We start from the raw sequence: 12,650 nt of genomic DNA, 5'->3' as shown, positions 1-12,650 counted from the left end.
GGCTCCTAGATGTGCGGGACGTCGTCGGGGATGTCGTAGAACGTGGGGTGCCGGTAGACCTTGTCGGCGCTCGGGGCGAAGAAGGGGTCCTTCTCGTCCCGGGTGGTGGCGGCGATGTGGTCCGAGCGGACGGCCCAGATGCTCACGCCTTCGTTGCGCCGGGTGTAGAGGTCGCGGGCGTGGGTGAGGGCCATCTGGTCGTCCGCCGCGTGCAGCGAGCCGACGTGGACGTGGTTGAGGCCGCGCTTGCCGCGGATGAACACCTCGTACAGGGGCCAGTTCTCCTGGTCGCTCATGCCACTGCCTCCTCGCGGGCTCGGGCGGCCTGCTTGGCGGCGTGCGCACCGGCGGCCGCACGCACCCAGGCGCCTTCCTCGTGGGCGGTCCGACGGCGTTCCATCCGCTGCGCGTTGCAGGGGCCGTTGCCGCTGATGACTTCCTTGAGTTCGGCGAAGTCGGGGGTGCCGAAGTCGTGGTGGCCGCGCTCCTCGTTCCAACGCAGCTCGGGGTCGGGCAGGGTCACACCGAGCTTGGCGGCCTGGGGCACGGTCATGTCGACGAAGCGCCGGCGCAGTTCGTCGTTGCTGTGCCGCTTGATCTTCCAGGCCATCGACTGCGCGGAGTTGGGCGAGTCGTCGTCGGGCGGGCCGAACATCATCAGGGAGGGCCACCACCAGCGGTCGACCGCCTCCTGCACCATCTCCCGCTGGGCGTCGGTGCCGCGCATCATGGTCATCAGCAGTTCGTAGGCCTGCCGCTGGTGGAAGGACTCCTCCTTGCAGACCCGCACCATCGCGCGGGCATAGGGCCCGTACGAGCTGCGGCACAGGGGTACCTGGTTGCAGATGGCCGCGCCGTCGACGAACCAGCCGATGACACCGACGTCCGCGAAGCTCAGCGCCGGGTAGTTGAAGATCGACGAGTACTTCTGGCGGCCTTCGATCAGTCGCTGGGTGAGGTCCGCCCGGTCGGCGCCCAGGGTCTCGGCGGCCGAGTACAGGTACAGGCCGTGGCCGGCCTCGTCCTGGACCTTGGCGAACAGGATCGCCTTGCGGCGCAGCGACGGCGCCTTGGTGATCCACTCGCCCTCCGGCTGCATGCCGATGATCTCCGAGTGCGCGTGCTGGGCGATCTGCCGGACCAGCGTCCTGCGGTAGCCCTCCGGCATCCAGTCGCGCGGCTCGATCCGCTGGTCGCGCGCGATCGTCGCCTCGAAGTGGGACTCCAGGTCCGGCTCGGTGTCCCGTCCGACCGCTTCGGTCATCTCCACCAACTCCCTACCGACCATTCGTTCGGTTCATCATAAGGTCCCCCCTCCCCGGTCTGGCAAGAGCGGGGCCCGGTCATTGGCCGGATCCCGGGCCGGAGAGCGACCATGTGGATCACTCGGGCGGGGCGGTCATCCGGGCAGGGGGCGGTCTTCGACGACGTGCTTCATGACGAGGGTGGAGGTCAGGCGCTGGACGCCGGGAAGGCGCGCGAGCCGCTCGTCGTAGAGCTGCTGGAAGGCGGCGAGGTCGGCGGTGGCCACGCGCAGCAGGTAGTCGGGCTCACCGAAGAGGCGCTGGGCCTGGAGGACGTGGGGGATGGCGCTGACCGCTTCCTCGAAGGCGGTGACGGTGTCGGGTGCTTCCCAGCGCAGCGTGGCGAAGACGAGCGCCTCGAAGTGCAGACCCAGGGCGCCCGGGTCCACCACCGCGCGGTAGCCGCGGATCGCGCCCTGGGCTTCGAGGTCACGCAGGCGGCGGTGACAGGGCGAGACGCTCAGCCGCACCCGCGCGGCCAGCTCGGTGATCGTGAGGCGGCCGTCCTGTTGCAGCTCGGCAAGAATCTTCCGGTCCATGGCATCCATGGAGAAGATTCTTCCTCACAGCACCACCTGCTCGGGTAAATCCGGGAACACCTTCGGGGATTTCTTGCCTAGCCTTTCTCCCGGATGTGCGGGTGAGAGGTGGAGCTTCATGAACGCGACGACGCTGGTGGCCTTCCTGGCCGTGGATCTGCTGCTGATCCTCACTCCGGGCGCGGACTGGGCGTTCGCGATCTCGGCGGGCCTGCGGGAGCGGTCGGTCGTCCCGGCGGTCGCCGGAATGCTCACGGGACATGTCGCCTACGCTCTGCTGGCCGTCGCGGGCCTGGCCGTGCTCGTGGCGGGATCCCCGCTCGCGCTCACCGCCCTCACCGTGGCGGGGGCCGGCTATCTGATGTGGTTGGGCCTCGGCGTGCTGCGCGGGCCGGCCGTCATAGCCGCATCCGAGGAGTACGCGCACTCCTCCCGGTGGCGGCTGCTGCTCAGGGGCGCGGGTGTCAGCGGCCTCAACCCGAAGGCGCCGCTGCTCTTCTTCTCCCTCTTCCCCCAGTTCATACACACCGCCACCGGGTGGCCGGTGGCCGCACAGACCGGACTGCTCAGCGCCGTCCATGTGACCGCCACCGCGCTGGTCTATCTCGCGGTCGGCCTGCTGGCCCGCACCGTGCTCAAGACCCGGCCGACCGCCGCGCGGACAGTCACCCGGATCTCCGGAGTCATGATGATCGCGATCGGCGGCTTCCTGCTGCTGGAACGCCTGGCGGGCTGACGACCCGGTCTGACCGCTGCTCCAGCAGCAGCGGTCAGACCCGCTCCACCAGGAGGGCGACGCCCTGACCCACGCCCACGCAGAGCGTGGCCAGGCCTCGGCGGCCGTTCTCGCGTTCGAGCCGGCCGAGCAGCGTGAGCAGGATGCGGGCGCCGGAGCAGCCGAGCGGATGCCCGAGGGCGATGGCGCCGCCGTCGGCGTTGACTCTGTCCTCGTCGAGCTTGAGGCGGCGGACGACGGCCAGCGCCTGGGCGGCGAACGCCTCGTTGAGTTCCACGGCGTCCAGGTCGCCGGTCCGCCAGCCGGCCCGGGCCAGCGCCTTCTCGGTGGCGGGGACCGGGCCCAGCCCCATGAGGTTGGGCTGCACACCGGCGGAGGCCGACGCGACGATCCGGGCCCGGGGAGTGAGGCCGTACCGCTGCACCGCCTCGGCACCGGCGACCACCAGGGCCGCCGCGCCGTCGGACAGCGGTGAGGAGGAGCCCGCGGTGACGATGCCGTTCGCGCGGAAGACGGTGCGCAGGGAGCCGAGCTTCTCCAGGGTGGTGGCGGGGCGCGGGCCCTCGTCCCGGGTCACCTGGCCGTCGCGTACCGGGACGGGCACGATCTCCCGGTCGAAGCGGCCCGCTTCCTGGGCGGCCACGGCCCGCTGGTGGCTGCGCAGGGCGAAGGCGTCGGACTCGGCGCGGGTGATGCCGTCCAGGGCCGCGACCTCTTCGGCGGTCTCCCCCATGGACAGCGTGGTCTTCGCCGTCTCCGGTCCGGCGTCCGCGGACAGGGCCCGGTCGGCGGCGGTGAAGCGCGGGTTGGTGAACCGCCAGCCCAGGGCGGTGTCGTGCACCTGCCCTGGCTTGGCCCATGGGGTGCCGGGCTTCTCCATCACCCAGGGCGCCCGGGTCATGGACTCCACTCCCCCGGCGACCACGAGGTCCGCCTCGCCGGCGCGGATCGCCTGGGCCGCCGAGGCCACCGCCGTCAGGCCCGAGGCACAGAGGCGGTTGACGGTGTAGCCGGGCACGGTGTGCGGCAGCCCGGCGAGCAGCACCGCCATGCGGGCCACGTCCCGGTTGTCCTCGCCCGCCTGGTTGGCGGCTCCCAGGATGACCTCGTCCACGGCTTCGCCGGGGACGCCGGCCCGCCGGACGGCCTCACCGACGACGAGGGCCGCCAGGTCGTCGGGGCGTACGGCGGCCAGGGCACCGCCGTAGCGGCCCTGCGGGGTGCGGGCCCCGTCGATCAGGTAGACGTCGTCGGACATCGGGCAGCCTCCTCGGCTTCGGGACGGACGGGGGTGCCGTGGAAGTCGCTGAAGTCGGGCTGGTCCGCCCCAGCTGTGGCACGTCGTCCACCTCTTGACATGCAGGGGCCTTGCTGGATTACTTGACCACGCCGCACGCTAACCGAATGTTCGGTCGGTTCACAAGGTGGTGGAAATGACGACCCAGGCGCCTGACAGGAGGCCGGGCCCCGTCGAGACGATGTTCGCCGTGGACGAGGCTTCCCGCTGGCTGGGAATCGAGTTGGTGGAGCACGGCGAGGGGACCGCCGTGCTGCGGATGACCGTGACCGCCTCGCAGGTCAACGGACACCGGATCGCCCACGGCGGTTACGTGTTCCTGCTGGCCGACTCGGCGTTCGCCTGCGCCTGCAACAGCCACGGCCCCGTGACCGTCGCCGCCGGAGCCGACATCGACTTCGTCGCACCCGCCTACGAGGGCGATGTGCTGGTGGCCACCGCGCGGGAGCGGGTCCGGTTCGGCCGCAGCGGTGTCTACGACGTGAGTGTCGTGCGCGGCGACGAGGTGATCGCGGAGTTCCGCGGCCGCAGTCGCACTCTGCGCACACAGAACGAGGAGCCGCAATGAGCAGCGAAGTGATCGCGCCCGAGCCCAGGGGCATCCGCCGGGGAGAGCCGCTGCCCGAGGCACTCCTGGACGACGCCGAGCGGATGTCCCGCGCGGAGCTCCGGGCGCTCCAGCTCACCCGGCTGCGCACGACGCTGCGGCACGCGTACGACAACGTGGAGCTGTACCGCAAGAAGTTCGACGCGGCCGGCGTGGGTCCCGACGACTGCCACACCCTCGCAGACCTCTCCCGTTTCCCTTTCACGACCAAGGCGGACCTGCGGGACACCTACCCCTTCGGCATGTTCGCGGTACCGATGTCCGAGGTGCGGCGGGTGCACGCCTCCAGCGGCACCACCGGCCGTCCCACCGTGGTCGGCTACACCGACAACGACCTGTCCATGTGGGCGGACGTGATCGCCCGCTCCATCCGGGCCGCCGGCGGCCGCCCGGGGCACAAGGTGCACATCTCCTACGGCTACGGCCTGTTCACCGGCGGCCTGGGCGCCCACTACGGCGCCGAACGCGCGGGCTGCACCGTGATCCCGGCCTCCGGCGGGATGACCGCCCGCCAGGTGCAGATCATCCAGGACTTCCGGCCCGAGATCATCATGATCACGCCGTCCTACATGCTGACCCTCCTCGACGAGTTCGAGCGCCAGGGCATCGATCCCCGCTCCTCCTCCCTCCAGGTCGGCATCTTCGGTGCGGAGCCCTGGACGGAGGAGATGCGCCGCGAGATCGAGGAGCGCCTGGACATCCACGCGGTCGACATATACGGGCTGTCCGAGGTCATCGGCCCCGGTGTCGCACAGGAATGCGTGGAGACCAAGGACGGGCTGCACGTCTGGGAGGACCACTTCTACCCCGAGGTCGTGGACCCGCTGACCGACGAGGTGCTGGCCGAGGGCGAGGGCGGCGAGCTGGTCCTCACCTCGCTCACGAAGGAAGCGTTGCCGGTCATCCGGTACCGCACCCGGGATCTGACACGGCTGCTGCCCGGCACCGCGCGTCCCGGACTCCGCCGTATCGAGAAGATCACCGGCCGCTGCGACGACATGATCATCCTGCGTGGGGTCAATGTCTTCCCCAGCCAGGTCGAGGAGATCGTGCTGCGGACGCCGGGGGTGGCTCCGCACTTCCAGATCCAGCTCAGCCGGCGCGGACGGATGGATCACATGACCGTCCGCGTGGAGGCGCGGCCCGACGCAGCTCCGGCCGACCGCGAGGCCGCCACGAGGACCATCGCCCAGGGCATCAAGGACGGCGTCGGCGTCACCGTGGAGGTCGCCGTCGTCGACCCGGAGACCCTGGAGCGCTCGGTCGGCAAACTCCGCCGGGTCAAGGACCTGCGCGAGTCCTAATACGATCAAGTCCTAATACGGTGGCGGGCGAACGGGCGGGGTGCCTACTGTCCTGCCCATGCCCGAGCTGCAGTTGCTCCGTCCCGACCACGCCCCGGCGCTCCTCGCCTTCGAGCGGGAGAACCGCGCCTACTTCGCGGCATCGATCCCCGACCGCGGCGACGAGTTCTTCGCCCGGTTCGAGGAGCTGCTCCGCGAGCGGCTCGCCGAGCAGGAGGCCGGGATCTGCTACTTCCATGTACTGGTGGATGCGGCGGGTGAGGTGCTGGGACGGATCAACCTGATGGACGTGACGGACGGCGGCGCCGATCTGGGGTACCGGATCGCCGAGCGGGCCACGGGGCGCGGGCTGGCCACCTCGGCCGTACGAGAGCTTTTCGAACTCGCCGCCAACAGCTACGGATTGACCACCCTGCGGGCCGCGGCCCGGGTCGAGAACGCGGCGTCCCGGGCCGTGCTGGCCCGTACCGGGTTCACCCTCACCGGAGAGACAACGCTCTCCGGCCTCCCCGGCCTGACGTATCTGCGCCGCCTGGAGGAGTTCACCGCGCCCGGCCACCGGCCTGGCTGACACCGGACGGTCGGCGCCAAGAGGCATCGCCGAGAACATCGCGCCTGGCCGGTGGCCCGTCGGGGCCGGTGAGACGTGCCGCCGGGCCGCGGTGCTCGTGGCGCGCCGCGGCCCTCCCGGAGTCGGTCAGCCGCTCACCGGCCTGCCGCGGCCCCATGCCCAGGCGAGGCGGTCGGCGCCGGACTGGTTGGTGGTGGCCAGCCAGGGACGGGACGGGTCGCCGATCAGCTTCTGGATGGAGTAGGTGTCGTCGGTGCGCAGGCCGGGCCAGTACACCGAACCCATGCCGAGCTTGCGGAACACATCCGTGTCGGCCTGGATGAAGTTGACGGAGTTGTCGTCGGGAGCGGGCTTGTTGTAGTCGAGGCCCGTGGTCATCGGGGCGCCGAACTCGTCGGCGACGGTGCGGCCCGCACAGTCACCGAGGCGCTCCTTGAGGTCGGCCACCCACTGGTCGTAGGTCGCGTAGCTCTTCCAGAAGCCGTAGTGGTGGAGGGAGAGGTAGGTGCCCTTCAGGCGCGGGTCGGCGCAGACGGTGGTGACGTGGTCGTTGTAGCCGGCGCCGCTGACGAAGACCCGGTTGTGCGGGACGGACGGGTAGGTCGCCAGCCACTTGGCGGCGATGTCGGCCCATTGGGCGTCGGTGTAGCCGTGCGGCTCGTTCATGGGCTCGAAGTAGACGTGCGGGTCGTGCCGGTAGGCGTTCACGACGGTGTCCCACATCGGCCAGTAGGTGGCCTCGTCGTCGATGAAGCCGTCCTTGTTGGCGCCGGTGCCCTCCCAGTAGGAGACGATCACCTTGAAGCCCTGGGCGGAGGCCGCGTCGATGACTCCGCGGTACGACTTCCAGTACGAGCCGTTGACCGTGTACGGGTTGATGGGCAGCCGTACGGTGTTCGCCCCGAGGTTGGCGCGGAACGCGGCGATCACCCGGGTCGCCTTGGCGTAGGTCTGGGCGTAGGTGTCCGAGAGCGACAGGCCGGAGAGGACCACGGGGTCGTCGGCGTAGTTGTCGCGCGGGTCGGCCCAGTTGACGCCCTTGAACTGGCTGGTGCCGTGGCCCGGTACGGCCGCGGAGGCCGGGCTGCCGGTGAGGGTCGTGGCGCCCACCGCGGCGATCGCGACCGCCGCGAGGGCGGCGCGGGTACGGGGGGTGACACGGGTTCTGGCGGGGGTCTTGCGCATCAACTTGCCCTTTCAGGTGACGGCGGCTCGACGCAGGGGCCCATGGGCCCCGGACCACGTGTTTACGTAAACATCGACGCGGTGTGTTTACGTGAACATCTGTCGCGCGACGGAGGAACGGGATCTCCGTCCGGGCTGGTCACACGGCGATGTTTACGTAAACTCGAAAGCGTCGGAATCGTGGCACCCGCCCCTGCGGCCGTCAAGGTTTCCGGTCCCGACTTCCCGTGCATGAAGGAGATTTGAGGGGTGGGGCGATGGACCTGAACGAGCCGGAGCAGTGGGTTCCGCCGGCCGCGGGCAGTGCGCGGCGGAGCGGGTCCGGCGTGCCCGGCGGGCGCCGTAAGCAGCGGGTCTCCATGGCCGATGTCGCCAAGCTCGCCGGGGTCTCGTCGCAGACGGTGTCACGGGTCTCCAACGGCCATCCGGGGGTGATCGGTTCCACCCGGGAGCAGGTGCTCGCCGCGATGCGGGAGCTCGGCTACCGGCCCAACAGCGCCGCGCGCGCCCTGCGTTACGGCCGGTTCAACACCATCGGCGTGATCCTGTTCAGCCTCTCCTCCACGGGCAACAGCCGTACCGTGGAGGCGATCGCCACGCATGCGGCGGCCGAGGGTTACGCGATCACCCTCATCCCCATCGACGTGGCCACCCAGGACAACGTGCTGGGGGCCTTCACGCGGATGGGCGAGCTGGCGGTGGACGCGGTCATCGTCATCATGGAGATCCATCTGCTCGACACGGGCACGGTGCAACTGCCGCCCGGCGTGCATGTGGTGGTCGTCGACTCGGACGCCGGGGACCGCTACAGCGTGGTCGACACCGACCAGGCCGACGGTGCGCGCAAGGCCGTACGGCATCTGCTGGATCTGGGGCACCGGACCGTATGGCATGTGACCGGTCCCGGGACGTCGTACGCGGGCCAGCGGCGCACGCAGGCCTGGCGGGCCGTGCTGGAGGAGGCGGGACGGCCGGTTCCGGCGCCGCTGCGGGGTGACTGGTCGGCCGAGTCAGGCTACGCGGCCGGGCTCGCGCTCGCCGAGGAGCCCGACTGCACGGCCGTGTTCGCGGCCAACGACCAGATGGCCCTGGGTCTGCTGCGCGCCTTCCACGAACAGGGCCTGGCCGTTCCGGCGGACGTCAGTGTCGTCGGTTTCGACGACACCCCCGACGCCGCCTTCTTCATCCCGCCCCTCACCACCGTCCACCAGGACTTCGCCGAGGTGGGACGACGCTGTGTCCAGGGCGTGCTCCGCCAGATCCGCACCCGCGACGACTCCCGCCCCGGCACCGACCTCGTCCCGACCCGTCTGGTGATCAGGGACAGCACCGCACCGCCGCTCGGCTCACCGGGCCCCGGATAGCCCGTCACGGTGCCGACGTCCGTCAGCCCTGCGCGGTGTGCCGGCGGTGATGGCCGTGAGGGCGTGGTGGAGGGTCGAGCCGTTGGTCGGGGGCTCGACCCAGCGGGCGGCGATATGGCCGTCGGGGCGGACGAGGAGTGCGCCGCCGTACGGGCTGACCCGGTACACGCCGGCGTGTTCGCCGGACAGGGCCTCGATCCGCAACGGCCAGGGTTCGGAGACCTGTTGACGCCAGCGGGCGGGGTCCGGGGTGAGCAGGGTGAACCACTCGCCGAAGGTGTCGAGCGTGGAGCGTTCGGGGGCCAGCCAGTGGTGGGGCATCCGGCGGCCCGGCTCCGCGGTGGGGACGTACTCGGTGTCGGTGGGCTCGGGCGGGGAGCTGTGGTCGCTCAGGACGGCGCCGGAGCGGTACGTCGTGCCCAGCACCAGGCCCAGTTGGGCGAAGTACCGTTCCGACCACGGGAGTTCGACCGAGGCCGCGGGCTCGGCGCCGGACCGCAGCTGTTCGTTGCGCAGGTTCTGCACCTGGAGCAGGAGCCGGGTGTTGGCGACCGCCTGGCGGAGCGTCTCGCGGGCGACCGGATGCCGTTCCGTCTCGTAGCTGTCCAACAGGCCTGGTCCGGCCCACCCTTGAAGCACGCCCGCCAGTTTCCAGCACAGGTTGTGCGCGTCGGCGACGCCGGTGTTCATACCGAGGCCGCCGATGGGGGGCACGGCGTGCGCGGCGTCGCCGGCCAGCAGGACGCGGCCGTGGCGTAGGCGGTCGGCGACGTACGCGGTCATCGTCCAGTGCTGCACCCGGGCCACGTCGACCCGGACGTCGCCACCCGGACCGAGGGCACGGGAGACCAGGCCGGACCAGTCCGCGTCCTCGGTGTCCTCGACGTCCCCGGCGTCCCCGGCGTCCTCGGGAGTGGCGTGGAACCAGACCCAGCCGCCCTCGGGGTGGATCGGGCCGAACGTGCCGTGCGGGGTGAAGTAGACCCCGGCGGGCTGGTCGGCGCACCAGTGTCCGAGATCGGCGTCGAACACGACGGTGGTGAAGCTCCCGATGGCTCCGGGCCCGGTGGTGCCGATACCGAGCCGCTCGCGCACGGTGGAGTTCGCGCCGTCGGCGGCGAGCACGTACCGGGCATGGACGCGGCTCCCCTCGCCGTTCCGCCGGTCCACGAGCACGGCGGTGACGCCTTCGGCCTCCTCGGTCAGGTCCACGAGTTCGGCGCCGAACCGCAGCTCCCCCTCGGCGGCGGCGAGGAGCGCCGGCTCCAGCCGGTCCTGCGAGGTGACCACGCCGGTCACCGGGCTCTCGGGGACCGGAGCGTTGACCCCGACCATCCCGGCCGTGGCGAAGTCGGGCTCGCACAGGGTGTCGCGGAAGCGGACCCGGCCGTACTCCGGTGCGAACGCGTTCGCGGCGATCCTCCCGGCGAGCCCCAGTTGGCGGAAGATCTCCATCGTCCGCACGTTGACCAGGCGGGACCGGGGGAAGGGAGACATCTCGGTGTGCTTCTCGACCAGCAGGGTCGGCACACCCCAGCGTTCCAGCAGCGCGCGGGCGGTGAGCCCGACCGGCCCACCGCCGACGATCAGTACCGCCACCTCGGCGTCCGCTCCAGGCATGGCCCCATCATCCGGGCGCGCCGACCGGCAGCCGTCACCGCACGTCGGAGTACACCCGAACGAGTTCGCTCCGGTGCTCCGCCTACGGCCGGGGGCCGGCCGCCCGGACCGGCGGAGGCGCGATGGTCTGGACGCCCGCTCCCTCTCCCACTCACAGTCCGATGAACAGCGCCGCGGTCGACGCGAGAGCGGCCTCGTCGTCCCCGCAGTCCGGGACGGCCAGGGGACGCGCGTCGAAGACTGGGCGTGTCCGCGCGCCACCCGGCCTCAGGGTCAAGCGGCGCGCTGGCAGCGGTGGACTTCGGCAGAACCAGAACCTATCGGAGGACTACCAGGGGTTGAGCGCCTCTGTGCCTTCGGCCGCCAGCCGCACAGACTCACGATCCGCGGTGGTTCCCGGTATTCCCCGCCCACCCGCGACTGGATCTGCGCACCGAGCGGAAACCGTCGCCGGGCGAATCGTCGGAGTGGCGATTCCCCTGATGCCGAGCGCGACCCGCTGGCACGCGGGTGAGCAACTCGAACTCCATGTTTCGGACCGACCCCTGTCACCGGCGCTCCTGCCGAACCCGCCCGCGCCCCCCAAGTCGGCAGACGCCACCGTCGTCCATGGGTGATACACGTCATACGACGTCGCGTATTCGCTGTGGACGTCCCCTGCCACGCAGCACGGTCGCGGCCGCGCCGCCGAGGAGCAGGACGAGGACGAGCGGCAGATACGCGGCCTGGGCGGACCTCGCCTGGAGGACCGCACTCGTCGTGGCGCTCCCCAGAACCGCGCCCAACTGGCGGGCGGTGAAGTAGGTTCCGGATGCGGTGCCGCGCAGTTCGGGTCGGACGGTTCGCAGAGCCGCGTTGTTCAGCGGGACCAGGACGAGGCCCATACCGAGACCGCACACCAGGAGCCCGGGCACACACTGCCACGCGGGTGCGTCGCGCAGGGTGCGCACGGCGACCAGCGACAGGCCGAGGGCCATGCCCAACAGTCCGGACAGCACCAGGTACTTGGTGTTCACTCGATCCGAGAGACGGCCGATGAAGGGGCCCATCGTGGCGGCGACCAGCGCCATGGGCGCGGTGAGAAGCCCGGCCTGTGTGGGCGTCAGACCGAGGGTGCTCTGGAGGTGGAGGACCAGCGGCAGGAACATGCCGGTCATGGAGAAGCCGAGGGCCGCCGTGATAAGTGTGCTGACGGAGAAGTTGCGGTCCCGGAAAAGGCTCAGGGGCAGCAGCGGATCGTCACGGGGCGAGCGCTGTGACAGGACGAAGGCGCCGAGCAGGACGACGCCGGCGGCGATGACCTGGGGCACCGCGAACGGGCCGACGAGCTTGCCCCAGTCGTAGGACCTGCCGTTCTGCACGCCGAACACGATCAGCGTCAGGCCAGCGCCGGAGAGAAGGATGCCGAGCGGGTCGATACGGCGGGCATGGCCGGGTCGCCAGTCGGGGAGCACCCGCAGGCTCATCACCAGTGTGCCGGCGCCGAGCGCGACGTTGAGGTAGAAGATCCACTCCCATCCGAGGCGATCCACCACGACACCGCCCAGGAGGGGGCCGGTGACCGTGGCCAGTCCCGAGGTGGCACCCAACACGCCCATCGCACGGCCCCGTTCACCGTCCGGGTACAGGTGGGTGATGAGGGTGAGGGTCTGCGGCGTGAGCAGGGCGGCGCCCAGCCCCTCGATCGCCCGCGCCGCGATCAGTACCCGGATGTCGGGCGCCGTCGCCGCTCCCAGGCAGGCCGCGGTGAACAGCGCGAGCCCGGCGACGAACAGCCTCCTGGGTCCGTGCCGGTCGGCGAGCCGACTGGTGAAGAGCATCGGGACGGCATAGGTCAGGAGGTAGACGCTGGTGACCCAGACGACGGCATTGAGGCCGGCGTGCAGGTCACGGACCATGGCCGGGACCGCCAACGACACGCTGGAGGTGTCGACGACGATCATGAAGAGTCCCAGGCAGAGCGCGGTGAGCGCCGCCCGGGCGCTGCTCGTGGACGCGGCCCCGCGAGGGGCGGGTTTCGGTGCTGCGGTGTTGGTCATGGCTCACTTCGGCCGGTTTCGTCGGAGCTGCTGGGAACGCTTGCGGGCAGGCCGGCCCACGGGCCCGGGGATGGGACTCGCCCC

General features: G+C 70.9%; 12 protein-coding genes. 5 read left to right on the top strand and 7 right to left on the bottom strand.

The window, feature by feature from the left end; genetic code table 11:
* Nucleotides 1-5: 5 nt before the first annotated feature.
* The 3 genes from paaB to ACIRR9_RS30285 all read right to left on the bottom strand — a co-directional run bounded on the left by paaB (nucleotide 6) and on the right by ACIRR9_RS30285 (nucleotide 1,852).
* The gene (gene paaB, locus ACIRR9_RS30295) at nucleotides 6-296 is read right to left on the bottom strand and encodes a 1,2-phenylacetyl-CoA epoxidase subunit PaaB (RefSeq protein ID WP_365350894.1); all 291 of its coding nucleotides are present in this window, start codon (nucleotides 294-296) and stop codon (nucleotides 6-8) included.
* Nucleotides 293-1,264 carry a 1,2-phenylacetyl-CoA epoxidase subunit PaaA gene (gene paaA, locus ACIRR9_RS30290; protein WP_365350893.1) on the bottom strand — a complete coding sequence of 324 codons (972 nt, stop codon included), beginning with the start codon at nucleotides 1,262-1,264 and terminating at the stop codon, nucleotides 293-295. Before paaA ends, paaB begins: the two co-directional genes overlap by 4 nt.
* Nucleotides 1,265-1,399: 135 nt before the next feature.
* A complete protein-coding gene (locus tag ACIRR9_RS30285) occupies nucleotides 1,400-1,852 on the bottom strand; it encodes an Lrp/AsnC family transcriptional regulator (RefSeq protein ID WP_365350892.1) in 453 nt (150 codons plus the stop codon).
* 109 nt (nucleotides 1,853-1,961) lie between these two features.
* On the opposite strand from ACIRR9_RS30285, the gene ACIRR9_RS30280 reads away from it, so the two are divergent.
* Nucleotides 1,962-2,579, top strand: a complete 618-nt coding sequence (locus ACIRR9_RS30280) for a LysE family translocator (protein WP_403758169.1) — start codon at nucleotides 1,962-1,964, stop codon at nucleotides 2,577-2,579.
* Between the two features lie 34 nt (nucleotides 2,580-2,613).
* On the opposite strand, the gene ACIRR9_RS30275 is transcribed toward ACIRR9_RS30280, so the two are convergent.
* Nucleotides 2,614-3,837 (bottom strand): thiolase family protein, encoded by a 1,224-nt coding sequence (locus ACIRR9_RS30275; RefSeq protein ID WP_403758166.1) that lies wholly within the window; start codon nucleotides 3,835-3,837, stop codon nucleotides 2,614-2,616.
* A gap of 175 nt (nucleotides 3,838-4,012) precedes the next feature.
* On the opposite strand from ACIRR9_RS30275, the gene paaI reads away from it, so the two are divergent.
* From paaI to ACIRR9_RS30260, 3 genes are read left to right on the top strand one after another with little or no spacing between them, the layout of a single operon-like run.
* Entirely contained in the window at nucleotides 4,013-4,444 is a 432-nt protein-coding gene (paaI, locus tag ACIRR9_RS30270; RefSeq protein ID WP_403758163.1) for a hydroxyphenylacetyl-CoA thioesterase PaaI, read from the top strand.
* Complete coding sequence (paaK, locus tag ACIRR9_RS30265; protein WP_403758160.1) at nucleotides 4,441-5,787, top strand: phenylacetate--CoA ligase PaaK; 1,347 nt, start codon at nucleotides 4,441-4,443, stop codon at nucleotides 5,785-5,787. The genes paaI and paaK overlap by 4 nt, the downstream gene beginning before the upstream one ends.
* A 58-nt stretch (nucleotides 5,788-5,845) precedes the next feature.
* Entirely contained in the window at nucleotides 5,846-6,358 is a 513-nt protein-coding gene (locus ACIRR9_RS30260) for a GNAT family N-acetyltransferase (RefSeq protein WP_403758157.1), read from the top strand.
* 126 nt (nucleotides 6,359-6,484) lie between these two features.
* Here the strand turns inward: ACIRR9_RS30260 and ACIRR9_RS30255 are convergent, their stop codons facing one another.
* Nucleotides 6,485-7,543: a glycoside hydrolase family 5 protein gene (locus tag ACIRR9_RS30255; protein WP_403758154.1), complete on the bottom strand. Its 1,059-nt coding sequence runs from the start codon at nucleotides 7,541-7,543 to the stop codon at nucleotides 6,485-6,487.
* Nucleotides 7,544-7,800: 257 nt separating this feature from the next.
* On the opposite strand from ACIRR9_RS30255, the gene ACIRR9_RS30250 reads away from it, so the two are divergent.
* Nucleotides 7,801-8,907, top strand: a complete 1,107-nt coding sequence (locus ACIRR9_RS30250; protein WP_403758151.1) for a LacI family DNA-binding transcriptional regulator — start codon at nucleotides 7,801-7,803, stop codon at nucleotides 8,905-8,907.
* Here ACIRR9_RS30250 and ACIRR9_RS30245 read toward each other — a convergent pair.
* Both ACIRR9_RS30245 and ACIRR9_RS30240 read right to left on the bottom strand, forming a co-directional pair.
* Nucleotides 8,890-10,527, bottom strand: a complete 1,638-nt coding sequence (locus ACIRR9_RS30245) for an FAD-dependent monooxygenase (protein WP_403758148.1) — start codon at nucleotides 10,525-10,527, stop codon at nucleotides 8,890-8,892. The two genes, ACIRR9_RS30250 and ACIRR9_RS30245, sit on opposite strands and share 18 nt — an antisense overlap.
* A 623-nt stretch (nucleotides 10,528-11,150) precedes the next feature.
* Nucleotides 11,151-12,566 carry a DHA2 family efflux MFS transporter permease subunit gene (locus tag ACIRR9_RS30240; RefSeq protein WP_403758145.1) on the bottom strand — a complete coding sequence of 472 codons (1,416 nt, stop codon included), beginning with the start codon at nucleotides 12,564-12,566 and terminating at the stop codon, nucleotides 11,151-11,153.
* Between the last annotated feature and the right edge of the window lie 84 nt (nucleotides 12,567-12,650).

This window comes from Streptomyces sp. NPDC101234, assembly GCF_044767525.1.
Taxonomy (GTDB): Bacteria; Actinomycetota; Actinomycetes; order Streptomycetales; family Streptomycetaceae; genus Streptomyces; species Streptomyces sasae.
The sequence above is the reverse complement of the archived record's forward strand: the minus strand, read 5'-3'. Positions and strand labels throughout refer to the sequence as shown.